This window comes from Shinella sp. GW821-FHT11G07 (assembly GCF_058808115.1).
In genome coordinates this window covers 69,921-84,777 of sequence record NZ_JBXARJ010000006.1, presented here as the reverse complement: position 1 = coordinate 84,777, position 14,857 = coordinate 69,921, and the positions used below count along the sequence as shown (strand labels likewise).

Sequence of the window (14,857 nt, the reverse complement as noted above, 5' to 3'; positions counted from 1 at the left end):
CGCGAGCGCGCCGGATGTACCTCCCATCAACGACGGCTGCTGTGCCGCAACCGGCCGTCTTCCCCTCCAAAGAGCACTCTATGAGTAAATCGTTAAAAAATTTCCGGGATAGTTAACCCCTTGTTTACCACGTTTCATGAATTGTGGCGCTTGAGGGCGTGGGATCGGGAATCATTCGTTTCCCTCTGTGAACCCCGGGCGGCAAGTCCGGATTTGACAGGGACGATACTGTTTCCAACTGCGCATGCGGTGTTTGACGGCGGCGACGAACCTCCCGCTGAAAATGGAATAAGGGCGCAGCCGGGCGGCAGTGCCTTCAAGGGTATCTCCCGGCAGCCGGACGGCCGCCAAAGTGAGGCAAAAGATGAACGGATCGCGAAACCCGCAACGCCCAGGCGAAAGATCCTCGCTGGATGCGCTCAATCGCACGATCGAAGGGCTCGAGGCCCGCATCGAGGGACTGATGGCAAACGGCCGCGACACACGCGGACGGGGCGAGGAGCGTCTTGCGCCGCGCGGTGAACCGGCGCGTTACGAACCCTCGCGCACCATTCCGCTACGCGAAGACCCGGTCTCCGAAATCATGCAGCGCCAGCGCGCCATTGAAGGCGGCCGCGAGCGCGTTGCCCAGCGTGTCGAGCGCCGCCCGGTTTCCGGCGATCACTACGCCGCAGCCCAGCAGGCCCATGCCGCCTATGGTGGCCACCAGACCGCCGCGCCCGCCCGCGCTGAAGGCTCTGTCGAGGACATCGCCAAGGCGCTCGTTTCGCTGCGCCAGGACCTGAAGAAGGACATTGCCGACGGCCTTGAGCGCGAGATGCAGTCGCTGCGCTCGGAAATCCGCGGTATTCGCCAGAGCGCAGAAGGCCGCGGCAACAATGACGACCTGCGCGAGGAGCTGCTCAGGCTCTCCACCGGCATCAACCAGCTCGGCCGCCAGTCGGGCCAGACGGAAGGGCTACGCGTCGAATTCGACGAACTGCGCTCCGTGCTCGACGGGCTTGCCCGCGAGGATTCCGTGCGCCGCATGGAGGATCGCTGGACCGGCGTCGAAAAGAAGCTCTCGGCTTTCGACCAGACCCGCGACGACGAACTGGTGGCGCTTGCCTATCGGCTCGACGAGCTGAAGAACCAGATCGGCGCGGTCAGCGCCACTCCGGCGATCCATGCGCTGGAAGGCAAGATGGAGACCATCGCCCGCGCCATCGACATGCTGGCGCGCCAGGCCAAGCCGGACGACGGCCGTTTCGCCTCCGCCGTCACGACGCAGTTCGAGGGGCTGGATATGCGCCTCGACGAGATCAGCCGCGCGATTGCCGCCGCAGGCCGCATGCAGCAGTCGTCGGTTACCGATAACCCGATGATGCAACGCCTCGAAAGCCGCATCGCCGACCTCGCCAGCCAACTCGACGTGATGGCGCACCGCCCGGCGCCCGTGCAGGAACAGGGCCTTGGCCTGCGCCTGGATGCGCTCGCCGGCCGTATTGAGGAGCTGTCGAACGAGCGTGCGGCGCTGCGTCTCGAAGAGCGCATCGAGCAGCTTTCGCTGATGCTGGAACAGAGCCAGCAGGCTGCCCCGGTTCGCGAGAACGAAGACCTCGCCTTCTATCTCTCCGACATTTCCCGCAAGATCGATGCGCTCGACCAGGGCAGCGTCAACGACCTGCTGGCCGAGCGCCTGGACGCACTCGCCCGCCGCATCGATGGCCTCGACACGCCCGTCGGCACGCCGTTCCAGGAAGACCGCTTCTCGCATATCGAAGGCCGGCTCTCGGCAATCGCCGACCGGCTGGATGCGACCCGCGTCGCCCCCGTCGGCGATCATGAAGCGCTGCGTGGCCTCGAAGCACAGATCGCGCATCTCTCCACGCTGATCAGCACGCCGTCTTCCACGGTTGCTGCCATGCCCGCCGAGGTCGAGAACCGTCTTGCGACGATCGAGGACTATATGGCGACCAACGACGAATATATCGTCGAGGCCGCCCGCCAGGCCGCGGAAGCGGTTATGGAAGCCTACCGTCACGCCGGCCCCGCGGCCTCCGCTTCGACCGACATGGACGCGATCGCCGGCCTTGCCGACGACCTGCGCGCTCTGGAAGAGCTGACCCGGTCGAGCGAGGACCGCACCGCCCGCACGTTCGATGCGCTGCACGACACGCTGGTGCAGATCGCCAGCCGCCTGGAACAGCTCGACGCGCCGCGCGAAACCTTCGGCCGCCGAGAGGCCATCCAACCCCGTGCAGAAATGCCGCGCGCCGAAATGCCGGCCATGGATTTCGGCCGCGACGACGAGCGCGCCTCCAACCTATACGGTAACGACTACCCTTTTGACGATGACGGCTTCGGCACGCGCGAGATCCGCCAGGCCGAAGTCGAGGAGCCGCGCGAGGAAAGCCGCTACGCCGAGATCGAGATCGAGAACATCCCGGTTCCCGAGCGCGCCGCACCGGCCGAGGAAATCGCGGGACAGGCTGTTGTGCCGACCGGTGACGAGACGGCAAACGTGCAGCCCAAGGTCGGCCTGCTGGCCGGCCTGAAGCGCCGTCTCGTGCCGGGCCGCAAGGACGCCACGCCGCCGACCGAGCGCCGCCAGATCGATCCGACGCCGTCGATCGACCCCACCGACGAGCTGGCGCCTGAAGAAGCCAACCAGCTGCTGGAGCCAGGCTCCGGCGTGCCCGACGTCCGCCGTATCCTGGAGCGCGTGCGTGCCGGCCAGGCTTCGGGCAACCGCCCGGCAACCGGCGTCGACGGCGACAAGGCGGCCCAGCAGATCGCAGCCGCCCGCCGTGCCGCAAAGGTTGCCGCCGAGGAAACCGACGCGATCTCCCGCGTTGCCCCGGCCAAGAAGGACGACAAGGTGGTAAAGGGCGAAAAGCCGGCCTCCGCCCTGTCGCGTCACCGCCGTCCGATCCTGCTTGCCGTCGGCGCCGTGCTTTTGGCGATCATGTCCTATCCGCTGGTCAGCACGCTGGTGACGGGCGACGAGGCACCGGTCGTCGTCGAGCAGACCGCGATCAACACGAACGAGGCTGCACCGGTCGAAACCACGACGGGCTCGGGCGAAGCCGTGACGGCCAACACCGCCGCTGCACCTGTTGTCGGCAACGAGGCGGTGACCGATCCGGCACCTGTCGAGAGCGCCGACGAGCGCGGCCTTGCTGGCAACGAGATGGAGCAAAGCGCTGACACGGACCCTGTTATCGAGACCCCGCCGACGCACACCTCCGCGACCGGCTCTGACGCGCTGACGGCTCCGGCCACGACCGACGACAATGCGACCGCAGGTTTCGAGCCGGTCACCACGCCGGAAGCCGAGCCGCTTACGGACGCCAAGGACACCAGCGCTGCTACGGAGACCGCGCCGGTCGACCAGACCCAGACGGCGGCGATCGTCGTTCCCGACGTCATCACCCCGGCCTCGCTCTCCAAGGCGGCGACGGAGGGCGACCCGCTGGCGCTGTTCGAAATCGGCGCGCGCTACACGGACGGCCGTGGCGTTGCCACGGATCTCGCGGAAGCCGCCCGCTGGTACGAGCTTTCCGCCGCTCGCGGCTTTGCGCCGGCTGAATACCGCCTTGCCAACCTCTATGAAAAGGGCCAGGGCATCGAGCGCGACCTTGCCCGCGCTCGTGAACTGTACGAAGTCGCCGCCAACAAGGGCAATGCGAGCGCCATGCACAACCTCGCGGTTCTGCTCGCGACCGGCATCGGCACGGCGCAGCCCGACTTCGACGGCGCGGCAAAGTGGTTCCAGAAGGCATCCGAGTTCGGTGTGCGCGACAGCCAGTTCAACCTTGCCATCCTCTATGCGCGCGGCAACGGCGTGAAGCAGGATCTGGAAGAATCCTACAAGTGGTTCGCCATCGCCGCCCGTGACGGCGACAAGGATGCCGCCGAGAAGCGCGACGAGGTGGCGAACGCCATGCGGCCGGAACAGCTGACGAGCGCCAAAGCGAAGATGGAACTCTGGAAGCCGCAGCCGCTCGACGAGAAGACCAATTCCGCCGACCTGCCGGACGAATGGGTCGGCAAGCCGACGAAGACCGCCAGCGTCGATATGAAGAAGGCGATCCGCAACATCCAGGCGATCCTCAACAACAATGGCTTCAATGCCGGCACGCCGGATGGCGCAATGGGCAAGAAGACGGTTGCCGCGATCAAGTCCTTCCAGAAGTCGGTCGGCCAGAAGGAAACCGGCGAGATCGACGACGCGCTGGTGACGGAATTGCTGAAGCGCAACAAGCAGCCGAGCTGATCGGTCACATGCCGGGAACCCGCGCAAGCGGGTTCTCCGGTTGACTTGAGCATACCCTCACGGGCATGACGCTCACCACAGCACCGCGCGTCGTTAATGATGCGCAAAGGTCGCTGTGGCATTTTGTATGCGCTGCACGTCTTATCCTTAAATCGGCCCTGATTTCAGGAATTATGCAGTAGAAAAATTATGTGTCGCTCCAAGATGATACGCGTCCGTCAGACGTCTTATCCTAGAGGGCGGCAACGGCACGCCGCATTGGCTGCGCCGACAGGACCGATCCTTGCGCGATGCAAGGCGCGACCGGCCGATGGAGGGGGGCTCCCTTCCCGCGGCGCGGCGCTTCCGTGCATCCGCAGCTTGCCGATGGAGTGTCTCGTCGGGAGGTAACGAAGGTGAATGCGACTGCGAGAATAAGCCCGCGCGTGCGGGAAAAATTGCCGATCGGGGTATCGTTGTGACTGTTTATCTGCCCATCGCAGAGCTCTCGGTGAATATCTTCATTATTCTCGGCATGGGCGCGGCCGTCGGTTTTCTGTCCGGCATGTTCGGCGTCGGCGGCGGCTTCCTGATCACGCCGCTACTGATCTTCTACAACATCCCCCCGATCGTCGCGGTTGCGACCGGCGCCAACCAGGTCGTCGCTTCGTCGGTATCCGGCGCGCTCTCGCATTTCCGGCGCGGTACGCTCGACATCAAGCTCGGCACGGTGCTGCTTGCCGGCGGTCTTGCGGGCGCGACCGTCGGCATATGGATCTTCGCGGCTTTGCGCAGCGTCGGCCAGCTCGACCTCGTCATCTCGCTGCTCTACGTCGTGCTGCTCGGCACCGTCGGCACGCTGATGCTGCTCGAAAGCATCCGGGCGCTGCGCCGCGCGGCCACCAACCAGCCGGTCTCGCTGCGCCGCCCCGGCCAGCACAGCTGGGTGCACCGCCTGCCTCTGAAGATGCGCTTCAAGAAGTCGAAGATCTATCTCAGCGTCATTCCGGTGATCGGCCTCGGCTTCGGCATCGGCATCCTCACCTCCATCATGGGTGTCGGCGGCGGCTTCATCATGGTGCCGGCGATGATCTATCTGCTGCGCATCCCGACCAACGTCGTCGTCGGCACCTCGCTGTTCCAGATCATCTTCGTCACCGCCTACACGACGATCGTCCAGGCGACGACGAACTATTCGGTCGACATCGTCCTGGCCTTCATCCTGATGGTGGCGGGCGTGATCGGCGCGCAATATGGCGTGCGGGTCGGCCAGAGGCTGCGCGGCGAACAGCTGCGCGCGCTGCTGGCGCTGTTGGTTCTTGCCGTCGGCGCCCGTCTGGCGGTCGATCTCGTCGTCACCCCGCGGGATCTCTACTCCGTCGTCAGCGAGGGGGTCTATCGATGAGAGCGATAGCAGCCCTCCTGCTGGCGCTTGGTCTTGCCTTTCCCGCCGCCGCGCAGGTGCTGGAAGACAGGCCGGTGGAGTTTCCCGAAAAGCTCGAAATCGGCATTTCGACGGACGAGATCGCGATCTCCTCGGATTTCCGCGGTGCCGACCTGACGATCTTCGGGGCGATCGAGAACTATGATCCCGCCCTGCTGGCCCAAGGCAAGTACGACATCGTCGTGGCGCTCGAAGGGCCGAAGGACAACAATACGGTGCGTGTGAAGGAGCGCATCTTCGGCATCTGGGTCAACCGCCGCTCGATGACCTTCGAGCTGGTGCCGGAATCCTATTCGCTGTCGAGCACGCGCGATGTCGAGACGATCGCCGAGCCTGCCATGCTGAACGGCGTCGGTGTCGGCATCCAGCATATCCGCCTGTCGCCCGTCGGCTATCTCGGCGACGGCAGCAACCTCACCGAATTCCGCGACGCGTTCCGGCGGCTGAAGGAGAGCGGCGGGTTCTACCAGAAGGATCCGGGCGGCGTGCAGTTCATCAGCGCCAGTCTGTTCAAGGCGACGGTGCGGCTGCCGGCGAGCGTGCCGAACGGTACGCATGTCGTGCGTGCGCATCTCTTCCGTGATGGCGTGTTCATCGCCGAGAAGGCGCTGCCCCTGCGCGTGATGAAGACCGGCATCGAGCAGATGATCTCCAATGCCGCTTACAACAATTCGCTCGCCTATGGCGCCTTTTCCGTCTTTCTCGCTCTTCTTACAGGCTGGCTCGCCAGCGTCGTCTACCGCAAGGATTGAGGTCAGGAGCGGTAGACGAGCACCGGGATGGTCGAGTGGCTGAGCACCTTGGTGGTGACGCTGCCCATCAGGAAGGCGCCGATGCCCCGCCGGCCGTGCGAGGCCATGGCGATGAGGTCGCAGCCGCGCTCCGTGGCCGTATCGATGATCGCCTGCCAGGCATCGCCCGCCGTCACCTGCACCGTCGCCGCCGAAACGCCCGCCGTGACGGCCCTGTCTTCCGCCGAGCCAAGAATGCGCAGGCCCTCCTGGCGCACCTGTTCCTCGTATTCCGCCCGCACGTTGATCACCTTGTCGGGCGTAATCGGCAGGATGTGCAGCGGCTCGGCCACCGTCATGACCGACACTTTCGCACCAAGCGCCTTGGCAAGTTGAAGCGCCTGCTCGACGGCGGCCGAGGACAGTTCCGAACCGTCCGTCGGAACGAGAATATGCTTGTACATGACGCGATCTCCTTTTTGCCCAATCTAGGGCGCGAACCGGTTGTGGCCTTGATGGAAATCAACACGCGAGCATCCGTCAAGCCGGCGCCGTCGATTTGACGCCGCGCGCGACGGTCGCCGCGTAGGCGGCCTGCAATTCTCCGAAGACCGAGCGGACCGGCGGCGGGCTGCCCATATGGATGGCACGCAGCTCCTCCATGAAGGCGTCCCACATCTCCGGGCCGCCATCCTCCAGCAGCTCCGCGCGGATCGACAGGTCCTCCGTCACCGGCAGGAAGCGCCGGCCCCAGGCGCCCATCATGGCGAAGACCGGCACCAGCGCGATGCCCATTTCGGTGAGGCTGTAGAGCGCCTTCTGCTTGTGGCTCGGATCGTCCGCCTTGCTGATCAGGCCTTCGTCGAGAAGACGGCGAAGTCGGTCCGCAAGGATGTTCGAAGCAATGCCTTCTTCCGATTTCGTCAGCAGTTCGCGAAAATGGCGGCGGTTGCCGAACATCATGTCGCGCAGAATGATCAGGCTCCAGCGGTCGCCAAGAATTTCAAGCGTCAGGTTGATCGGGCAGCCGGAACGGTGGGTGTCTTTCATCAGGATCTCCAAAACCGCTTGCAGAGTACAATCGGTTTTGCTATCTATCAACCAGTTGCAAATCGCAACTGGTTAGAAAAGCGGCACCACCACGGAGGAAATAGAGATGGCAAAGGTAATCGTCTGGAACCTCGTGACGCTCGACGGCTTCTTCGAGGGCGAGAAGAAATGGGACCTCGACTTTCACAACCGAGCCTGGGGACCGGAGCTGGAAAAGCTCAGCAGCGACTTCGGCGCTTCCGCCGGCCTGCTCGTCTTCGGCCGTGTCACCTATGAGGGCATGAAGGCCTACTGGACGACGGCGGAGGACGAGGGCGAGGGCGAGGTGAAGGCCTACATGAATGCCCTGCCGAAACTTGTTGCCTCGCGCACGATCACATCGTCCGACTGGAACAACACCGAAATGACGGCCGACATTGTCGGCGAGATCACGAGGCGCAAGCAGGCGCTCGACAAGACGATCTACGTCTTCGGCAGCGCCGACCTGACGGATTCGCTCCTGAAGGCCAGTCTCGTCGACGAGGTGATGCTGGCGATCGTGCCGGTGCAGCTCGGCAAGGGCACGCCCTTCTTCAAGGAAGGCGCGCGGCGCGATTTCGATCTGGTCGAGGCCAAGCCGCTTTCGAACGGTGCAATTCTCGCGCGCTATGCGCCGGCTGCGGTCTGATAAACATTTCTTGAAGAGATGTGTTGAAACAAACCACGGTGTTGACCCCTTGCGGCGCTAGGGTGGGTTGCGGACGCGGCCCGTCGTCTCGTTTGCGATCGAACAAGGGAAGCCACCATGCGCACGAACGCACTTCTCGCTGGAACCATGCTCGCCGCCACACTTCTGGCTGCTCCGACTTTCGCCCAGACGGCAAAGACGGCCGAAACCGAAAATGCCAACGCGCCTGACCAGAAGCCGGCCTTCGAAAACCAGACCCGCGCGGCTCTTCCCGATGCGGTGCCTGAGATCAGCTTCGATGTCGTGGCGGAAGGCCTGCCACATCTCTGGGCCATGGAGTTCCTGCCCGACGGCCGCATCCTTGTGACGACGAAGGATGGCGCCATGCATGTCGTCTCACAGGAAAACGGCGAGGCAAGCCCACCGATCGAGGGCGTTCCAGCGGTCATGTCCGAAGGGCAGGGCGGCCTGCTCGACGTGGCACTGGCCCCCGATTTCGAAAGCTCCAACCGCATCTACGTCTCCTTCTCCGAACCGCGCGAGGGCGGCAACGGCACCTCGGTCGCCTCAGCGCGGCTGACCGAAGAGGATGGCAAGCTGGCACTCCAGGACGTGAAGGTGATCTTCCAGCAGATGCCGACCTATGACGGCGACAAGCACTTTGGCTCGCGGCTGGTTTTCGGCCCGGAAGGTCAGCTCTACGTGACCGTCGGCGAACGCTCGGACCGCGAGACGCGTGTCGGCGCACAGGATCTCGGCAGCGGCTTCGGCAAGGTTTTCCGTATCGACGCGGAGGGCAAGGCGCTTTCCGACAATCCCTTTGCCAAGCAGGACGGCGCGTTGCCGGAAATCTGGAGCTATGGTCACCGTAACCTGCAAGCCGCCACGCTGGATGGCCAGGGCCGCCTGTGGACCGTCGAGCACGGGCCGAAGGGTGGCGACGAGTTGAACCGCCCGGAGGCCGGTAAGAACTACGGCTGGCCGAAGGTGACCTATGGCATCGAATATAGCGGCAGCCCGGTCGGCGAGGGCATCACCACGCTGCAGGGCACGGAACAGCCGGCCTATTACTGGGACCCGGTAATCGGCCCCTCCGGCATGGCCTTCTATAACGGCGACGCCATTCCGGAATGGAAGGGCGCCTTCCTGATCGGCGGCCTCGTCAGCCAGGGCCTCGTCGTCTTGCACATGGAGGGCGACAAGGTGGCCCGCGAGGAACGCGTGCCGCTCGACGCCCGCATCCGCGACGTGAAGGTCGCGCCGGACGGCACCGTCTTTGCGGTGACGGAAGGGCGAGGTGGCGGGGAATCGACGATCCTCAGGCTGGTGAAGGCAAGTTAGCGCCGGGAAGCAATCAACCGCGCAGGTTGGCGAAGCGCACCGAATAGATGCGGTCGCGGCCGAGCATGTGGGCGATAAGGTTTGGTCGGTCGAAGAGGCCGATCATCGCCTTGTGGCGTAGATCGAGGCCGCCGGTCATGAGACCGAAGGCAGGCATCAGCATCCGCTTCCCATCGGTTGCAAAGCAGGGGCGGCGCACCGCCTTCTCGCGGCGGACGACGGTGGCGGCCGGATGCAGGTGCCCGGCGATCTCGCCCGCGGGGGAAATCAGCGACGGCTCGTGGCGGAAAGCGAGGCCGGCATAGTGCAGTTCGTCGGCGGATTGGCCGGGCAGGTCCACCGTGCCATCCGGGTCATGGTTGCCGTTGATCCAGATCCAGTCGCGCCCGCGTGCAAGGTCCGTGATCTTGCTGCGGAAAATCTCCGGAAGATGGGCGGAGCCGACACGGTCATGGAAATTATCACCGAGGCTGACGACGATTGCCGGATCGTGCCGGGCGATGACGGCTTCGAGAACCGTCAGCGTGGCGAGCGTATCGTAGGGCGGCAGCATCATGCCGCGGCGCGCGAAGGCGGCGCCCTTTTCCAGGTGCAGATCGGAGACGACCAGCAGCCGGGTTTCCGGCAGGTAGAGCGCGCCGAGCGGATCGCATACGGCTTCCACGCCCGCGACGGCGGTGCGCGCCGAGACGGCGCCGAAATCCTGCATGTCCATCGATGCCAGAGCCAACCTCTGCATGCGCGTCCTGTTCCTAAACCTGTGTCTCGCCCATCGCCTCGGCGATCAGGTCTTCGGCTGCTTCTGCCAGCAGCGAATCCTGCGCCTCGCCCGCCACCGGTTCCTTGCCGATTTCCAGCATGATCGGCACGGCGAGCGGTGAAATGCGGTCGAGCCGCCGGTGCGTGATGTGGCCCTTGATTCGCATCAGCATATCGCCCAATCGCTGAATATCCAAAAGCCCCGCCGCTGCATCGCTGCGTGTAGCTTCAAGCAGGATATGGTCCGGCTCATGGCTGCGCAGCACGTCGTAGATCAGGTCGGCGGAAACGGTGACCTGCCGCCCGGTCTTTTCCTTGCCGGGGTGGCGTTGCTCGATCAAGCCGGCAATCACGGCGCAATTGCGGAAGGTGCGCTTGAGCATGAAACTTTCGTCGAGCCAGGCCTCCAGGTCGTCGCCCAGCATGTCCTCATCGAAGAGGTTTTCGAGCGACGGGCGTTCGACGGCGAATGTGTAGCCGAGATCGTCGAGCGCCCAGATGGCGAGCGAATAGTCGGTCGCGACGAAACCAAGCGGTCGGCGGCCGGCGCGCTCCAGCCGGCGGGTCAAAAGCATGCCGAGCGTTTGGTGCGCCAGCCGTCCCTCGAAAGGATAGGCGACCATGTAGTGGCGGCTGCCGCGCGGGAAGGTTTCGATGAGCAGTTCGTCGCGCTTCGGCAGGGCTGAAACATCCCGTTGCAGGGCAAGCCAGTCGCGCACCTGCTCGGGCAGTGCGCCCCAGCGCTGCGGGTCGTCCAGCATGCTGCGCACCTGATCGGCGAGGTAGGTGGAGAGCGGGAACTTTCCGCCGGCATAGGCCGGCACCTTCGGGTCGAGCGAGAAGGCCTGGGAAACGAGACATTCGTTCTCGCGAATACCCTCGAAACGCAGCACCTTGCCGGAAAACAGGAACGTGTCGCCGGGCGCCAGCATTTCGAGAAAATACTCTTCTACCTTGCCGAGCGAGGCGCCGCCACGGCCGACGGCACCGCGCGCGCTGCGTTTGACCATGCGCACGTTCAGCATCGGCATTTCGACGATCGTGCCGAGGTTCAGGCGGTATTGCTGGGCAACGCCCGGATTGGAAACGCGCCAGAGCCCGTCCACCGTCTTGCGGATGCGGGCATAGCGCTCGTAGGTCTTCAGCGCATAGCCGCCGGTCGCGACGAACTGCACGATCCGGCCGAATTTTTCGCGGGGCAGATCGGCATAGGGCGAGGCGGAGGTGATTTCGGCAAACAGCGCGTCTTCGTCGAAGGGCGCGGCGCAGGCCATGCCGAGCACGTGCTGGGCGAGCACGTCGAGCGTGCCCTGGCCGACCGGCGGCGTATCCTGCGCGCCGAGATAGTTGGCGTCGAGGGCCGCCTGGCACTCCATCACCTCGAAACGGTTGGCGGGAACCAGGATCGCGCGGCTCGGCTCGTCCATGCGGTGGTTGGCGCGGCCGATGCGCTGCGCCAACCGCGAGGCACCCTTCGGCGCGCCGACATGGATGACGAGATCGACGTCGCCCCAGTCAATGCCGAGGTCGAGCGTCGAGGTGGCGACGACGGCGCGCAGCTTATTTTCCGCCATGGCGGCCTCCACCCTCCGGCGCTGGCCGACATCCAGCGAGCCGTGGTGCAGCGCGATCGGCAGCGTGTCCTCGTTGATACTCCAAAGCGCCTGGAAGAGAATTTCCGCCTGGCTGCGCGTGTTGACGAAGAGCAGCGACGTCTTGTGCCCCTTGATCGCCTCGTAGACCTCCGGCATGGCGTACTTCGCCGAATGGCCGGACCACGGCACGCGATCCTCGCTCTTGAGGATGGTGATGATCGGCTTCGCGCCAGAGGGCGCGGTGACGAGGCCGGCATGGGTTTCCCCGTCCGGTTGCTGCGCGACCAGCCAGCGGCGAAGGTCCATCGGCTCGGCGACCGTCGCGGAAAGCCCGATGGTGCGCAGCCCCGGTGCAAGACGGCGCAGCCGGGCAAGGCCGAGCGACAGCAGATGACCGCGCTTGGAGGTGACGAGCGAATGCAGCTCATCGAAGATGACGTATTTCAGGTCCTTAAAGAACCGCTCCGCCTCGCCGTTGGCGATCAGCAGCGCCACCTGTTCCGGTGTCGTCAGCAAGATGTCCGGCGGGCTGAGCCGCTGGCGCTGGCGCTTGGCCTGCGGCGTGTCGCCGGTGCGGGTCTCGACCGAGATCGGCAGGCCCATCTCGGAAACGGGCTTCATCAGGTTGCGCTCGATATCGACGGCAAGCGCCTTCAAAGGCGAGATGTAGAGCGTGTGAATGCCGGTGAAGGGACTGCCTGGCGGGATTTTTCCGCGGCGCGTGAGATCGGTCAGGGCAGGGAGGAAACCCGCCAGCGTCTTGCCCGCGCCGGTCGGAGCGATGAGAAGAAGGCTTTCGCCACCCGCCGCCCGCGCGAGCAGCTCCAGCTGATGCGCACGCGGCTGCCAGCCCTTGGCCGAAAACCATTCGGTGAAGGGTTTTGGCAAAAGAGCAAGGCCGGCGGCAGAATCGAATGTGTTCACGCGCCTAAGCTAGTGACGGCCAACCGAATGTGAAGCGGCTTCGGTAAAAATAGGCTCACATGGCGATGTAGCGGTCGGCGCGGTGGTTTACGGTGAGGAAGAGGTTCAGCACCACGGCGCCGACGACCGAGCAGAGCACGATGAACGGCGGGGCGACCAGGAAGGCGGCGGCCAGCACGAAAAGATCGAAGCCAAGCTGCACGAGGCCGGCGCGGATGCCGAAGCGCTCCTGCAGGTAGACCGCGAGCACCCCGACGCCGCCAAGGCTGGCGCGGTGGCGGTAGAGGCCGAGCAGGCCGAAGCCGAGCAGGATGCCGGCGAGCACCGCCGTCCACATTGGGTCGATGCTCTCGATGCGCACGAAATGCGGTTGCAACTCGGTGATGACGGAGGTGAGTGAGACGGCGATGATCGTCTTGATCGTAAAGGCCCAGCCGAGGCGCTTCAGCGCCAGCACGTAGAAGGGGATGTTCACGACGGTGTAGAAGAGGCCGAAGCTGTAGCCGGTGAGATAGTGCAGGATGAAGGCGACGCCGGCCGTGCCGCTTGCCACCAGCCCGGCGCTGCTCATCAAGGCGAGGCCGAGTGCGGCGATCATGCTGCTCGCAAACAGGCCCTGCGCATCTTCCAGCGGGGTATGGCGGGTCGGGGTGGGGTTCCAGAAGCCGTAACGCCGCTTGTCAACGTCCATGCCTGATCTCCGATGATCTTTGTGTTGTATAGGGGGCCGCCGCCCGTGCAAGCTTATCCCTGCCGCCGTGCGAGGAAGAGCAGGCCATGCACCGGCTGGCCGGCATCCCGCCGGATCACGCTCTTTTCCAGCGCGACGAGGTCGAAGCCGTTTTCCACCATCCGTCGGCGGATGAAGGCTTCCGGATGGGCATAGCGCAGCGACGGGCGCAGCAGGGGCGCATCGCCCTCGTCGCCATCCTCGACCGAAAAGGCGAAGAGGCCGCCGGGTTTGACAAGCCGGGCAGCGCTCGGGAAAACCTCTGCCAGATCGCCGAGATACATCAGCACGTCGGCGGCGCTGACGAGGTCGGCGCGGGCTTCCCCTGCCGCGGCAAAGAGGCCGCTTGTTTGCGCCGGCAGCGACAGGTCGGCCTGCGCCAGATGATCGTAGACCGCCTTTTCCCCTGCTTTCGCCAGCATGCCTGCGGACAGGTCGAAACCTTCGAGGCGGCCGGCATGGGCACGGATTTCCACGCCGAACAGGCCGGTGCCGCAGCCGATATCCGAAACGAGGCCGAACCGTGCATCTTCGCCGACATGCTGGCGCACGAGGCGAGCGAGCGTCTGCGGTACGGTGTAGTCCAGCCGCTCGACGAGAGCCGTGTCGAAACGGTTGGCATAGTCGTCGAAGAGGCGTTCGACATAGGAGCTCGGGGGCGTAGCGGGGGCTTCTGCGGCGCCCAGCACGGCAAGTTTCAGGCCGGCGCCGAAAATATCGGTCGGGTCGAGGGCCACGACTTTTTCGAGTGCGGCGGTCGCCGCCTCCTTGCGGCCCGATTTCTCGGCATATTCGGCGAGCCGGAACCAGCCGGCGGCCCAGGTCGGTACCTGTTCGAGCGCCTGTTCCATGACCTCGTACGCCTCCGCGAACTCGCCCGATTCCGCAAACATGCGGGCATAGTCGGCGCGACGGTCGGCGATGAGATCGCCGGAGGAGAAATGCGGGCTCGTCATCGGTGCTTGTCGGGGGGCTCGGAAACGGGGAACTGCGACGCTACATGGCAGGGCCGCGGCAAAAGGCAAGCGAATTCTCGGACCGGCGACCGTTGCTTGCGGCGCAAGGGTTGAGCGCTTATCTGAAGGACACGAATTTTTGGAGAATCAGCGGATGTCGAATGGCGTAAACGGGTTTCTTGGCGACAGCCCCCTGCGCGTGCTCATCAAGCTCCTGATCCTGTCGGTGGCGGTGGGCTTCCTGATGTCGATCTTCGGGCTTTACCCGGACGATATTCTGTTTGCCGTGCGCGATTTCTTCCTCGACCTGTGGAACACCGGCTTCAAGACGCTCGGGCGCCTCGGTGATTACCTGCTGCTCGGTGCCGTCATCGTCATACCGGTCTTCATCCTCATCCGCCTCGTGAGCTATCGCCGCTGATC

Annotated in this window: 12 protein-coding genes; 6 read left to right on the top strand and 6 right to left on the bottom strand. The window is 64.7% G+C overall.

Features of this window, described 5'->3' with window-relative positions; genetic code table 11:
- Window positions 1-364: 364 nt before the first annotated feature.
- From AC1RT2_RS13380 to AC1RT2_RS13370, 3 genes are all read left to right on the top strand, one after another.
- Window positions 365-4,258: a peptidoglycan-binding protein gene (locus tag AC1RT2_RS13380; protein ID WP_493102520.1), complete on the top strand. Its 3,894-nt coding sequence runs from the start codon at window positions 365-367 to the stop codon at window positions 4,256-4,258.
- Between the two features lie 457 nt (window positions 4,259-4,715).
- Window positions 4,716-5,642, top strand: a complete 927-nt coding sequence (locus AC1RT2_RS13375) for a sulfite exporter TauE/SafE family protein (RefSeq protein WP_069060107.1) — start codon at window positions 4,716-4,718, stop codon at window positions 5,640-5,642.
- Window positions 5,639-6,433 carry a TIGR02186 family protein gene (locus AC1RT2_RS13370; RefSeq protein WP_069060106.1) on the top strand — a complete coding sequence of 265 codons (795 nt, stop codon included), beginning with the start codon at window positions 5,639-5,641 and terminating at the stop codon, window positions 6,431-6,433. Before AC1RT2_RS13375 ends, AC1RT2_RS13370 begins: the two co-directional genes overlap by 4 nt.
- Before the next feature lie 2 nt (window positions 6,434-6,435).
- On the opposite strand, the gene AC1RT2_RS13365 is transcribed toward AC1RT2_RS13370, so the two are convergent.
- Both AC1RT2_RS13365 and AC1RT2_RS13360 read right to left on the bottom strand, forming a co-directional pair.
- Window positions 6,436-6,876: a universal stress protein gene (locus AC1RT2_RS13365; RefSeq protein WP_444800985.1), complete on the bottom strand. Its 441-nt coding sequence runs from the start codon at window positions 6,874-6,876 to the stop codon at window positions 6,436-6,438.
- Window positions 6,877-6,952: 76 nt separating this feature from the next.
- Window positions 6,953-7,462 (bottom strand): winged helix-turn-helix transcriptional regulator, encoded by a 510-nt coding sequence (locus AC1RT2_RS13360; RefSeq protein WP_493102514.1) that lies wholly within the window; start codon window positions 7,460-7,462, stop codon window positions 6,953-6,955.
- A gap of 106 nt (window positions 7,463-7,568) precedes the next feature.
- Between AC1RT2_RS13360 and AC1RT2_RS13355 the strand changes: the two genes are divergently transcribed.
- Window positions 7,569-8,129: a dihydrofolate reductase family protein gene (locus AC1RT2_RS13355; protein WP_493102512.1), complete on the top strand. Its 561-nt coding sequence runs from the start codon at window positions 7,569-7,571 to the stop codon at window positions 8,127-8,129.
- 117 nt (window positions 8,130-8,246) lie between these two features.
- Window positions 8,247-9,470, top strand: a complete 1,224-nt coding sequence (locus tag AC1RT2_RS13350; RefSeq protein ID WP_493102510.1) for a PQQ-dependent sugar dehydrogenase — start codon at window positions 8,247-8,249, stop codon at window positions 9,468-9,470.
- 13 nt (window positions 9,471-9,483) lie between these two features.
- Here the strand turns inward: AC1RT2_RS13350 and pdeM are convergent, their stop codons facing one another.
- The 4 genes from pdeM to AC1RT2_RS13330 are packed head-to-tail and all read right to left on the bottom strand — an operon-like array spanning window position 9,484 to window position 14,434.
- Entirely contained in the window at window positions 9,484-10,209 is a 726-nt protein-coding gene (gene pdeM, locus AC1RT2_RS13345; protein ID WP_493102508.1) for a ligase-associated DNA damage response endonuclease PdeM, read from the bottom strand.
- Window positions 10,210-10,222: 13 nt separating this feature from the next.
- Window positions 10,223-12,748, bottom strand: a complete 2,526-nt coding sequence (locus AC1RT2_RS13340; protein ID WP_493102506.1) for a ligase-associated DNA damage response DEXH box helicase — start codon at window positions 12,746-12,748, stop codon at window positions 10,223-10,225.
- Window positions 12,749-12,803: 55 nt separating this feature from the next.
- Window positions 12,804-13,439, bottom strand: a complete 636-nt coding sequence (locus AC1RT2_RS13335) for a YitT family protein (protein ID WP_493102504.1) — start codon at window positions 13,437-13,439, stop codon at window positions 12,804-12,806.
- Between the two features lie 53 nt (window positions 13,440-13,492).
- Window positions 13,493-14,434, bottom strand: coding sequence for a class I SAM-dependent methyltransferase (locus AC1RT2_RS13330; RefSeq protein WP_493102502.1), 942 nt, complete (start codon window positions 14,432-14,434; stop codon window positions 13,493-13,495).
- A 154-nt stretch (window positions 14,435-14,588) separates the two neighbouring features.
- On the opposite strand from AC1RT2_RS13330, the gene AC1RT2_RS13325 reads away from it, so the two are divergent.
- Window positions 14,589-14,855, top strand: a complete 267-nt coding sequence (locus AC1RT2_RS13325) for a DUF6460 domain-containing protein (protein WP_069060097.1) — start codon at window positions 14,589-14,591, stop codon at window positions 14,853-14,855.
- Window positions 14,856-14,857: the final 2 nt, after the last annotated feature.